The 11,808-nt window shown below is 58.0% G+C and carries 13 protein-coding genes; 3 read left to right on the top strand and 10 right to left on the bottom strand.

Going from position 1 to position 11,808, the window contains the following annotated elements:
- Positions 1–34 precede the first annotated feature (34 nt).
- Positions 35–745, bottom strand: a complete 711-nt coding sequence (locus ACZF99_RS03700) for an ABC transporter ATP-binding protein (RefSeq protein ID WP_483609185.1) — start codon at positions 743–745, stop codon at positions 35–37.
- A gap of 91 nt (positions 746–836) precedes the next feature.
- Complete coding sequence (locus tag ACZF99_RS03695; RefSeq protein ID WP_483609183.1) at positions 837–2,156, bottom strand: MFS transporter; 1,320 nt, start codon at positions 2,154–2,156, stop codon at positions 837–839.
- A gap of 267 nt (positions 2,157–2,423) precedes the next feature.
- Between ACZF99_RS03695 and ACZF99_RS03690 the strand changes: the two genes are divergently transcribed.
- Entirely contained in the window at positions 2,424–2,891 is a 468-nt protein-coding gene (locus ACZF99_RS03690) for a MarR family winged helix-turn-helix transcriptional regulator (protein WP_483609179.1), read from the top strand.
- A gap of 298 nt (positions 2,892–3,189) precedes the next feature.
- On the opposite strand, the gene ACZF99_RS03685 is transcribed toward ACZF99_RS03690, so the two are convergent.
- The 7 genes from ACZF99_RS03685 to ACZF99_RS03655 all read right to left on the bottom strand — a co-directional run bounded on the left by ACZF99_RS03685 (position 3,190) and on the right by ACZF99_RS03655 (position 9,276).
- Positions 3,190–3,363 (bottom strand): hypothetical protein, encoded by a 174-nt coding sequence (locus ACZF99_RS03685; RefSeq protein ID WP_483609177.1) that lies wholly within the window; start codon positions 3,361–3,363, stop codon positions 3,190–3,192.
- A 23-nt stretch (positions 3,364–3,386) separates the two neighbouring features.
- Entirely contained in the window at positions 3,387–3,728 is a 342-nt protein-coding gene (locus tag ACZF99_RS03680; protein WP_483609175.1) for a hypothetical protein, read from the bottom strand.
- A 125-nt stretch (positions 3,729–3,853) separates the two neighbouring features.
- The gene (locus tag ACZF99_RS03675) at positions 3,854–5,380 is read right to left on the bottom strand and encodes an MDR family MFS transporter (protein WP_483609173.1); all 1,527 of its coding nucleotides are present in this window, start codon (positions 5,378–5,380) and stop codon (positions 3,854–3,856) included.
- A 165-nt stretch (positions 5,381–5,545) separates the two neighbouring features.
- Complete coding sequence (locus ACZF99_RS03670; protein ID WP_483609171.1) at positions 5,546–7,180, bottom strand: ABC transporter ATP-binding protein; 1,635 nt, start codon at positions 7,178–7,180, stop codon at positions 5,546–5,548.
- 1 nt (position 7,181) lies between these two features.
- A complete protein-coding gene (locus tag ACZF99_RS03665; protein WP_483612519.1) occupies positions 7,182–7,787 on the bottom strand; it encodes an ECF transporter S component in 606 nt (201 codons plus the stop codon).
- A 164-nt stretch (positions 7,788–7,951) separates the two neighbouring features.
- Positions 7,952–8,701, bottom strand: coding sequence for an energy-coupling factor transporter transmembrane component T family protein (locus ACZF99_RS03660; protein WP_483609169.1), 750 nt, complete (start codon positions 8,699–8,701; stop codon positions 7,952–7,954).
- A 2-nt stretch (positions 8,702–8,703) separates the two neighbouring features.
- Positions 8,704–9,276: a GNAT family N-acetyltransferase gene (locus tag ACZF99_RS03655; RefSeq protein WP_483609167.1), complete on the bottom strand. Its 573-nt coding sequence runs from the start codon at positions 9,274–9,276 to the stop codon at positions 8,704–8,706.
- A 222-nt stretch (positions 9,277–9,498) separates the two neighbouring features.
- Between ACZF99_RS03655 and ACZF99_RS03650 the strand changes: the two genes are divergently transcribed.
- Positions 9,499–10,452, top strand: coding sequence for an alpha/beta hydrolase (locus ACZF99_RS03650; protein WP_483609165.1), 954 nt, complete (start codon positions 9,499–9,501; stop codon positions 10,450–10,452).
- Here the strand turns inward: ACZF99_RS03650 and ACZF99_RS03645 are convergent.
- Entirely contained in the window at positions 10,434–10,634 is a 201-nt protein-coding gene (locus ACZF99_RS03645) for an aspartyl-phosphate phosphatase Spo0E family protein (RefSeq protein ID WP_483609163.1), read from the bottom strand. The genes ACZF99_RS03650 and ACZF99_RS03645 overlap by 19 nt on opposite strands.
- A gap of 218 nt (positions 10,635–10,852) precedes the next feature.
- Between ACZF99_RS03645 and ACZF99_RS03640 the strand changes: the two genes are divergently transcribed.
- The gene (locus ACZF99_RS03640; protein WP_483609161.1) at positions 10,853–11,344 is read left to right on the top strand and encodes a GAF domain-containing protein; all 492 of its coding nucleotides are present in this window, start codon (positions 10,853–10,855) and stop codon (positions 11,342–11,344) included.
- Positions 11,345–11,808: the final 464 nt, after the last annotated feature.

The following is an 11,808-nucleotide window of genomic DNA, read 5'->3' as shown; positions in this document are numbered from 1 at the left end:
TCACTCCGCTCTCCGCCAAGCGCAAACTCCGAACTCAAGTTAAGGCGTCGAAGCAATCGAACAAGCTCGCCCCTGGCCTATCCGCGGCCACGCGGATATCGTCCAGCGTGCCGCTCGCCCGGACCCGGCCATCCGAAATCAGAATAAAATCGTCGCAGATCCGCTCTGCCGTATCCAATACGTGCGTGGACATTAAGACGCCGGCTCCGCGGCGGCGCTCCTCCTCCAGCAATCCGAGAAAATCCTTGGTCGCTCGCGGGTCCAGACCAATAAACGGCTCATCGACGATATACACGTCCGGACGGCCAAGAAATCCGATCATCAGCATCATTTTTTGCCGCATCCCTTTCGAAAAACCGCCCGGCAGCAGGTCCCGCGCTTCGGTCATGCGGAACTTCTCCAGCAGCGCCCCGGCCTCCCGCTCGAAATCGGGCTCGTCCATACCGTATACGGCCGCGGCTAACCCCAAATGCTCCCATAACGTCAGCGTGTCGTAGAACACCGGCTGCTCCGGAATATAGGCATAATGATTCGCCCCGCCGTGAAATTCCACCGCGGCTTCCGTATACGGAAGCAGGCCGAGGATCGCCTTCAGCGTCGTACTCTTCCCTGCCCCGTTCGGCCCGATCAGCCCGGTGAGCACACCGGGCTTGACCGCAAGCGAGATTTGTTGAATGGCGGCTTTTCCTGCCTCGTATCCCGCCTGATGAATATTCACTTCCAACCATGCTTGTTTGGGTTCCAAAAAAATCTCCTCGAATCTTCCGTCGTTTCTTCCATTATAAAACACAATGCGCTGTTGTACATGTCCGCAGCAGGGCAACTCCGCCGTTCCGTTACGCTCCCATGGCTGGTTTGGCTACCCCGTGGTCCCGCTTCATGATCGCCGGGGCAAACGCCAGCAGCAGGAACCCGATGACAGCCATCAGGCAGCCCGACAAAATAAAGGCGGGCTCCGGCCCGAACGCGGTGACCAGCGATCCGCCAAACAACGGCCCGATCAACGTCGCGGTCGAGGTCAAGCTCGATACCGTGCCGAATACGCGTCCGGTCATGGCTTCGGGAGTCCTCTGCTGCAGCATAACCTGGAACGGGATAAACGTCATGCCGGCCCCCAGACCGGCAAGCGCAAATAACGTCAGCATCAGCGCCGTCACCCCGTCGGTCAGAGACAGCCGGCTCACGATAAACCCCGCCGCCGCAAACACCAATCCCAGCATGGCGCCGCCGATGCCCATTTTGAACAGCGGAGTGATGCGCAGCCGCTGCGCGAACCACGCCGCCGTCAGCGTGCCTACGCCGCTAAACGCTATGCACCAGCCGAGCAGGTCGTCGGACACTCCGGGAATCTCCCGGAACAGGACGACCGCTTGCGAGTCGGCGATTTGCAGCACGAGCAGCGTGGCGCACAGGGTCAGGGTGCCGAAGGCGAGCAGCGGAATCCCGCCGATCATCTTCACACCGGCCGCCATTTCGCTCCAAAAGCCCTGCTTCTTTTTGGCGGAAGCCGAATCCTCCGCTCTTCCCTCTCCCCTCTCGAACGGCTCGGCAACGCTCCGCAGCTTGCCCGGAACCTTGCTTAACAAGAGCGCCGAAGCGAGAAAGGTTCCCGCATCCACGACAAAGCACACCGTGACGCCAAAAGCGGCGGTCAGCATGCCGCCCAAGGCCGGACCGATGATTTTGGTGCCCTGTTCGATGATGGCGCTGTAGGAGACGGCTTGATCCAGTTGCTCATGCGGCACGATCTCTTTGATTTTGCCGTTTTTCGCCGGCGAGAAAATGACATCCAGGATCCCCTTGGCAATCAGCAGAGCATACACTTGCCAAATGTCGGTCACGAAAACGAAGCCCAACAAGACCGCAAACCGTACGAGATCGGAGAAAACCATCAGTTTTTTGCGTTCCACCCGATCCGCAAGCATCCCGGCCAACGGTCCTCCCAAGAGTACAGGCAGCACCATAAACAGCGAAACCATCGTGATTTCCCAAGGCGTGGCTTGCCACTTTAGGCCGACCATCGTCAGCAAAGCGAGCAAATAGAGCCAATCGCCGACATTGGATACCAGTTGCGCCGACAGCAACGCCAAATAGGCGCGATTTCGCAGCAGCCCGGACCGTTCACGGCCTGCTGCTTTTTGACCAAATTCCTTCATTCTTCCCTCATCCCCTACTGTAAAAACGATGATGAAGTTATCTTAAAGAATCGGTCGGAGGAATCCATCCGTCCGAGGGAGGATTCGACCTTGTGCCGCAGGCTGAAATTTCCCGAGGCCCCGGGATGCAGGGGAAAACAATTATTTCCAACAAAAAAAGCGCAAATTGTGATAAATTATATTTTTTTTAATTCGCGGGTGTTTTAAGATGACACTAATCCAACCATGTTAAAAGATTCACAAATATAAAATAAGGGCGGGATGCACATGATGACAACCGATGAACGCGGCACGGACTTGTCGCTGCATTTGTACCGGGTTTTTTCCAAATCATTTAAAAGCGTCAACGAACATGCGGTGACAGGGAGTAAAATCCAGGGGTTTAATCCGACGGCCTTCGCCGTCCTGGAGGTGCTTTATTACAAAGGCTCGCAGCCGATTCAGCAAATCGGCGCGAAGCTATTGCTTCAAAGCGGCAACGTGACTTACGTGATCGACAAGCTCGAAGCGGCGGGCTTGCTGCACCGTACGCCTTGTCCCCGCGACCGGCGCGTGATTTATGCTGAGCTGACGCCCAAAGGCAAAGAGCTGATGGACCAGCTGTACCCGGAATTCGCCGAGCGGATCGATCATGCGCTGAGCGGGCTGAACGACGAAGAGAAGCAAATCATGATCGAACTGTTGAAGAAAATGGGCCGAGAAGCCGAGAAGCTCGCCCCGCTACTGCGGAAATAAGGCAAAAAGGCTGCGTTCCGGGATCATAGCAACAATGAACCTGGACGCAGCCTTTTTTTAAAGGTTAGGGGGATTCCCGCTTCCATAGAATAGAGTGATGAAATCACCTTATTTCGCCGATCTTAATAGATCTAAGCTGAATAAGGTGATTTTTTCACGTTATCCGGGAAAGAAAGGGCATGATTCGCCGATTTTTGCCCCAATAAGGTGAAACCATCACGTTATTTAAAGCCGGAACCGCCAAACCAGCCTAATAAGGTGAAAAAATCACGCTAACGACGGGAGCTTAACTCCCTGACTAATGGGTCGGATCCATATCCTTGTTGTTGTCGCGATTGTTGATATCCCGGTGCCGGCGATCATTCACCTTTTGCTGCATCTGCTGGGCCTGATGCGCATTCACCGGGGTTCGATCCAAATCCTCGACCACGTTGGTCAAATTTTTGTCGATACCCGACTTGCTTCGTGCCATCGTATTCTTCCTCGCTTTCTCTATTAGGGGTTCGTCAGCGGCGACAATGCTTGCGCGCATTCATGGATATGACGGACGTAATCCCCGGTCAATTCCTGAATCTGCACGCTGTTCTCGGCAATCGTCCGCCCGTCGCGCTCCACATCGACCAGCTCCACCCGAACCTCGCGCGGGTCCATATAAGAGCATTGAAAATCAAAGGAATAAAACTGATGTCCCGCCGCATTGATATGAATCCGCAGCCCCTGGGGGTCCGCCGCATCAGCTTGCACCTGTGCCGAGTCTCCCGGGTTCAGATATTCCGGCAGTTGCTTCTGCCAGGCGTCTACCAGCGTAGATTGGTCAATGTTCAGTTCCTTGTTCATGGTTACACCTCCCCTTTCCCGTTAAGGTGCGGAGAGGCGCGCTTTTTTATACCGGTTTACGCAAAACAGGCTGCCCTCGTCCCTTTAAAACAGGAGTTGGCAGCCTTGGGGAAGCGCAAAACAAGCTAAGCTCTGTCAACGGCGGGTTCCCCCGCTTCGGAACCGTCCTCCTTCAGCCCCGGCGCCCGGTTGCGCAACCCTAAAGCGCAGACGATGCCGACGGCCGCGATGACGGCCATGAAGATAAACAGTGTATGCAGGCTTTGCGCCAGGACATGCTTCAGTTCGCTCCAAAGCTCGGGGGCCAGCAGGTGTACTTTTTCGGGAGACAGCAGTTGGTCGATATCGTCCTGCGAAATCGGGACTCCCGCCGCCGTGCCATTCTTCGTCTGGGCCGCGATATGCAAATTGATCAAGGTGCCGAAGGCGGTCACGCCGATCGTCTGCCCGATCGATTTGACGAAGGAATTCAGCGCCGTGGAGGCGCCGCGTAGGCTGTAGCCGACGGAGGACTGAGCGATGATCGTAAATACCGTAAACGAAAAACCGAACCCGATCCCGTATAACGCGTTGAAAATAAGCATCGGCCAGATCGGCGTTGCCTCGTGGATCACGGCTAACCCGGTCGCACCCAAAGCGATGATCACCATGCCGATCAGCGAAGTGTAGCGGGAGCCGCGGGATATAAGCCAACGGCTGCCCAGAACGGAGCCAAGCATCCAGCCGATGGACATCGGGGCCAGCGCCAGTCCGGAAATCGTGGCGTTTTGGCCGAGCACCCCTTGAATCCAAAGCGGCAGATACGAGGTTAAGCCGATCAGCAGGGCGCTTGCCAAGAGGCTGGTCACATTGGAAAAGGCGATGTCGCGAATCCGGAACAGCTGAAGCGGCACCAGCGGCTCCTTCGCCCGTTGTTCGGCAACGAAAAACAGCACCAGGAAACAAGCCGCCACGGCAAAAAGCCCGATCAGCAAAGGCGAGGTCCAGCCTAGCTGCTGTCCGCCCGTCGCCAGTCCGATCAGCAAGGCGGAAACGCCGATCGTAAAGGTGAGCGCCCCCCAATAATCGATCTTGACCTTCCGTTTCTCGATCCGTTCATGCAGATAGACGATGATGAAATACAGCGACAGCAAGCCGAAGGGCACATTAAAGTAGAAGGCCCAGCGCCAATTCAGCGAATCCACGACATAACCGCCCAGCAGCGGGCCGATCAAGGAAGAGATGCCCCAAACGGAGCTGATCCAGCCTTGGATTTTGGCGCGTTCCTCAATCGAATAGATGTCGCCGATGATCGTAAAGGTAACCGGCACCAGCCCGCCTGCCCCGATCCCCTGCAGGGCGCGGAAGCCGATCAGTTGCCCCATGCTTTGCGCCGTGCCGGATAAAATCGAGCCGGCCAAGAACAGCAGCGAGCTGATCACAAACACCGGCTTGCGGCCGTACAGGTCGCTGATTTTGCCGAAAATCGGCGTCGTCACGGACATTGTCAACAGATAGGCGGTAAATACCCAGCCGAGCAAGCGGGCTCCGCCCAGATCACCGACGATGCGCGGACCTGCCGGGCCAATGACGGTGCCTTCGATGGCGGCCAAAAACGTGGACAACAGCAAGCCGGTCAAAATAAAGTTGCGTTTCAATTTGGTGGGTTCCATGATAAACGATAACTTCCTTTCTCTACCATCCGAGCAATGATTCCATAAACAATCATTATAGTAGAATGCCTCGAAAAAAGAAAGACGGACGGCAAACGCGGGGGAGGCCCCGGCTTGTCGTCCGTATCGTTATCGTATCGTTATCGTATCGTTCATACCCTGGATTCAGTCATCCCGCTCTTCCTCCCGGAGTTGCCCTTCCGCCATCCTCCAGCGCTTGATCGGCTGGCCTTCAAACAGCTCCGGCTCATGGGTGATCATGATCAGCGCGGCTCCCTGCGCCAGCGCCTCGCGGCATAATGCCGTCAGCAGGCGAACGCCGCCAAAATCGATGCCTGCCGTAGGCTCATCGAGAATGTACAGCCGCTTCGGGCAGATCATGACGGAGGCTGCGCTCAGCAGCCGCTTCTCCCCGCCGCTTAACCAATACGGGGATTCGCCGGTTTTACCGGCTAAACCGATGGCCTCCAGCATGCGCTCGGCCCGCTGCCTCAGCTCCTCCGGCACGGGATCCCGCGGCCGCAGACCAAGCTCGGCGCGCGGGCCGAACAGCAGCTCGTCCCACACCGTCGAGGCGACGAATTGCTGCTCCGGCTGCTGGAACACGTAGCCGATCTCGGACGCCAGATCGTAAAGCGTCCGGCGGGCGGTGTCCCGGCCCTGCCAGAATACCGTTCCTTTGGGCGGGGGCAGGAGGCCCATGAGCAAGCGGGACAACGTGGTTTTGCCGGAGCCGTTGTCCCCGCACAGCAGCCGCCATTCGCCGGGGTACAGCGTGAGGCGGACGTCCCGCAGCACCGGCTCGGCCCCGCGGGCGAAGGCGTAGCTGAGCCCGCGCGCCTCGAGCAGGGGCGCGGGAGGCGCCGCCGGGGCGGGCCCGGCGGCGGCGGGGCGGGCCGGCGCGCGCGGAAGGCCACGCGCCGCGGCAAGGGCGGCGGCTTCGCCCCGCGCGCCGCCAGCCTTGGCGGGGCTGCCCTGCGGCGCCCCGCCCTGGTGGGCGGCGGGCCCCTCCGGGCCGCCGCCGCGGGGGCCTGGGCCCGCTGCCGCCGCCGTGCCGGCCGGCAGCAGGCCCAGCGCTTCCAGCCGCGCGCTCGCGCCGCGGCGGATGCGCTCCGCCGGACCGTCCAACGCGACGGTTCCGGCGTCCAGCACGACGAGCCGCGGCGCAGCCAGCGCGAGCTCGTCCATGCGGCCGGACATCGTCACGATAGTCCGGCCTTCGCCGTGCAGGCGGCGCAGCAGCGCCAGCAGCCGCCGGCGCGAGGCGGCGTCAAGGCTGGCCGCCGCCTCGTCGAGCACGAGCAGCGGCGGCTCCAGCGCCAGCACCGCCGCGATCGCCGTGCGCTGCCGTCCGCCGCCGGACAGCGCGTGCACGGGCGTAAGGCGCCGTGGCGTCAGCGCCACCGCCGCCAGCGCATCCGCGACCCGCCGTTCCAGCTCGGCGGCGGGCACGCGCAGGTTCTCCGGGCCGAAGGCGACTTCGTCTTCGACCCGGCCCTGCACGAGCTGCGCGTCGGGGTCCTGAAACACGACCCCGACGCGCCGGGCCACCTCGCCGATCTCCGCTTCCGCGGGATCGACGCCGTCCACGAGCAATCGGCCTGCGCGGTCCCCTCCCCCGGCGCGGGGGAGATAACCGCTGATCAGCTGCGCCAGGGCCGATTTGCCGCTGCCGCTCGCGCCGACGAGCGCCACCCACTCCCCCCGTTCCACGGTGAGCGTCACGCGATCTACCGCCGGGGCGCCGCCGGACTCGAACGCGTAGCTTACGCCCTGCAGCTCCAGGGCCGGGCGCGGCATCTTACGCTTCCGCCCGCCGGCCGACCGCGAAGCGGCGAAGCAATCCGCTGCCGGCCAAAACGTCGCCCAGCAGCTTGACCAATAGGCCGCACAGAATCATCCCGCTCAGTACCCGGACGACCAGCGCGATCAGCAGGACATCCGTACCCCATTTCGTATAGCCGAACATTTGGGCGGCAAAGAAAAACCAGGCTGGCACCATCGCGCCTCCCGTGATGAGCAACATCGGCCAGCTCCAATTTTTATATCGCACTAGGGCAAAAGCCGCCTCCACGACCACCAAATAGCAGGCCGCGGCCACGAAACAAGACAAAATGCCGTATGCCGATCCCATAAAGGCTTGGACGACCGCGCCGATGCCATAAGTAATCAAAGCCGTACCCGGCTTGCGGATGATGTAATATGCCAGCAATCCGTAAATCATGTACAAACCGGTGATCGTCGAGGTGAGGATCGGTCCCCCCAGCCCATTCAGCGCTTGATTCAATGGCGACAGAAATACCGTCATGACGGCGTTTGCCGCCGCCAACATCGCCATCAGCACGATATCCAGCGTGGTAAAGCGCCGAAACGTCTTGCCGGAAATTGCTCCTTTCACTTGAACCATCCTCTCGTCATTATCGATTGTTAACCACAAATGATAATTTAGGTTAACAATCGATCCGCGTCAAGTCCTTTTTTTAAACTTTGTGCCCCAGATCATCGGGCGGCCCCGCCCAGTCAGTTGCCGGAAAGCCGGATTCCCCGGGCCTGCAAGGGGATACCACCGCATCACAGCATCCACAAGGCTACTGTCAAAATCACACTCCCGCTCATCGTCCAGACGCCTGCCGCTCCAAGCTGCACCTCCCGTAAATACGTTCGCTCCCGATACGCGCCGAACCCCTTGACGTCCATCGCCCCCGCCGTTTGCTCCACGCGACGAATCGCCCCGGCGAATACGGCGACCAACTGACCGCGCCGCCGTTCCAGCCTTTCACCGATCCCCCTCGGCCGCCGGCCCATGCGGAGCTTGCGGGCTGCCTCCGCCTGCCTGCCTTCCTCCGCCAGCAGCGGCAAAAAAGTCAAGGCCATCGAGATCCCAAACACGAACCGGTACGGCAACCTCAGCCGTGTCGTCATGATCACGACGAAATCCTTGGGATCGGTTGACTCGATATAGGTCAGCGAGGACAAAAACAAGCTGACCATCCGCAGCGTTACCGCCGCAGCGTCGCTAAGCGCCGCCCCCGAAATCGGAAGCGTTCCCCCAGCGGCGCCTTCCCGAACCTGCACGGCGAGCGCGGTCACCGCAAACAGCGGTAGGCTAAAACCTAGGATCCAGGCAAGGCGCCGCAGGAGCCGCCGCCAGTTCATCCCTGCCCCAAGCTTGGCCGCCGCGACCAGCGCAACCAGCAGAACGGCCTGACGCCGCGGGTCGTCCCAATGCATGGCGAGCGCGGCCAGGCAGGTCAAAGCGACCAGCTTGCTGAGCGGATCGAGGCGCTGCAGCGCTCCGACGGTCTTTTTCGTAAGCTCCATCGTTAGTTTGCCCCTCCATTGTAATGCTCTTTCTTGAGCAACGAATACATCAACAAATCGACGGATCCGCTCTCCGTCCATTGATACTGACGCAACAGTCCTTCCTCCGTGAACCCGAACGCTTTCAGCAGCCTGCGCGAGGCTTCGTTACGCGGATTGACCAGCGCCTCGATGCGATTGAGTCCCATCGTTTCGTAGCCGTACGCCAGCACCATCCGCAGCGCCTCCGACATGTACCCGTGCCCCCAGTATTCCCGACCCAAATCGTAGCCGATTTCACCGCGATAGGCCCCGGCCAGCTCCCAATTGTTCATGCCGCAGCTGCCGATCAGCCGCCGTTCCTCCTTGAGCTCGATGCCGAAACGGAGCGCGTCTTCGCTCTCGGATAAACCGTTAAGCAGGTTAATCATTTCCCAGGCTTCCTCCGCGGAAGCGAACGGCGGAACATTCATATACTTAGTGACTACTGGATCGCTCCAATAACGAAACATGACCTCCGCATCGCTTCTCTCCATCCGCCGCAGACGCAACCTTTCGCTTTCCAACACGGGAATGTCCCCGCCGCATTTATACACGATTGCCAGTTCCCCCTCGTCACCGCTTTAAGCTAGTCTGATGTCAACGGGCGTTTTTGCTCCGAATTCAACCCCCACTAATTAGCTAATCACATCGGGATGGACTCGTCAAAGGGGCGTGCCGAATTTTCCATCCGGACGATTTCCCTTCCAACTTTTCGGTGATACTATTATAAGCATAGAGAGCTATACGGATAGGCTCGCAAGGAGGAACGCGCGCACATGGTATTTACGATCTTTATTTTGGTATTGCTGCTGGCCGTGCTGGTATTCGTAAGCGGCTTGCCGCGATTTGCGGTCCGCCAGATCACCCAGATGCGGCTGCAGACGAATGAGAACATTTACGAATATTTGGAACGAACCGGCGTCTATACCCGCGAACAATTTGAACGGCTGCCCAAACGGGCGGTACAAGTGATGTCCCGGGATGGTCTGAAATTAAACGGAAACGTGCTGGAGCTGTTTCCCGAAAGTCACCGCTGGATGATTATTGTACATGGCTATACGGTATCGCTGCTCGCATCAACCCAATATATCGACATGTTTCAAAAGGTGGGATTTAACATTCTGCTGGTTGACCAGCGCCGGCATGGCGGCAGCGAAGGAAGGTACACGACCTATGGCTTTCAGGAGAAATACGATGTCCAAACGTGGGTTCACTGGATACTGGAAAATTACGGAGAAAACAGCGTGATCGGCTTGCACGGCCAATCTCTTGGGGGCGGAACGGTTCTGGAGTATCTCTCCATCGCCCATCCGAATGTGAAATTCGTTATCGCCGACTGCCCTTACTCGGACTTGACGGAGCTCATGCGCCATCAGATTTCCAAGCTGAACAAGCTGCCGGCCAAGCCGCTCCTGCCGCTGGTCGACAAGCTGCTGCAGCGCAAAGCCGGCTTCCGGCTGGATCAGGTCAGCCCGATCAAGGCCGTCGAGAACAGCAAGTTGCCGGTGTTGTTCATCCACGGCACGGAAGACAACTACGTGCCGACATATATGAGTCGGGAGATGTACAGTCACAAACCCGAACCGAAAGAATTGCTGCTCGTGGAGGGCGCGGTTCACGCCAATGCCTACGGCATCAATCCGAAGCGTTATGCCGAGGAAGTCCAGACTTTTATCGAGAAGGCGCTGGGCGCGGCGGAACCGGCCGCCGCTTATTTGCCCAGCATCTGACTCTGTGCCATGACAATATACTGATCGAGACGTTGGCTTAATTCCAGAACTGTGCCGCTGCTGAAGTTGTCTTGGGTGGCGGCATTCATCAATTCCAAACGCAGGTGCTCGATGGTTGCCTTCAGGTCGTTGCTGATTTTGTTATTGGTACGGCTTACGCCTCGTAGTGTTTGAGGTACCATAAAATCACCTTTTCATTAATCTTGTCCCTATTTTACCTCATGATGCCAAAAAACATATTTTGCAAATTTGATAAAAAATAGCACCCAGTGTCGGACTTTGTAAGAAAAAACAGTTTCCCTTCCTCAGAGCGCTATCTCTCGACAAAAAACTTCTTTATAATGGGTTTATCGCTGCCGGCAGCATGGGCCTGCCCGCAGTTTTCAAGGAGGAATGACGCATGTTTCAAGCCAGCGGTTATACAGGCTCTCGCGAAGAAAGGCAGAACGCCGTCTTGTCGCAGCTCAAGGCGTTGATTTACGGGGAAAGCAACTCGGTGGCCAATTTGGCCAACGCCGCCGCGCTGCTGAACTTTTTCTTAGAAGATATCAATTGGGTCGGCTTCTACTTGATCGATGGTCAAGAATTGGTGCTTGGACCGTTCCAGGGCCTTCCGGCCTGCATTCGCATCCCGATCGGCAAAGGCGTATGCGGCACCAGCGCGGAACGCCGCGAAACGCTGCGAATCGAGGATGTCCACGCTTTTCCGGGTCACATCGCCTGCGATGCCGCATCCAACAGCGAGATTGTCGTACCGATCGTCAAGGATGACCGGCTTATTGGCGTACTGGACATCGACAGTCCGCTGAAAGGGCGTTTTGACGCCGAAGACCAAGCGTTCCTGGAACGATTTGTGTCGACGCTTGCCGAACAGCTGACGGTCCCCGCTTAACGAGCGGGGACGCGCAGTCGAAAAAGGCGCTCTCGTGTCCTGGCCCACGAGCGTTTCGAAGCTTCCCGAGCGATTTTTAGGAATTGATGCAAAAATGCAGGTATTTTCTTCAAAACAGGCCAAATCATCGCCAATATCTGCAAAAGTGCAGTTCATTTCGACCCATTGGATTAAATTCCCCGAAGTTCCTGGAGATTAGATGCACTTTTACATCTCAAGGAGTAAAATAGGTGGATTCTGCGATTACTAACTGCACTTTTGCAGTTCTTCATGTCGGTTACGCCAAGACGGCTTCAAGATTCATGGTCATTAGGTCTGTATTAACGCGCGTCGAATGGCCTGTTGGTTTAATGCAACGCTAGTGAGCGAGCGCCAGAGCCGCCCGCAGCAGAAAAAAAAGCGCGTGCCTATTTGGGGGCGGACCCCCAAATGCCACGCGCTTTTCCTCTTTTATCGCGGTGAAT

Source organism: Paenibacillus sp. JL3B1040 (assembly GCF_057063165.1).
This window is presented reverse-complemented; position numbering and strand designations above follow the sequence as displayed.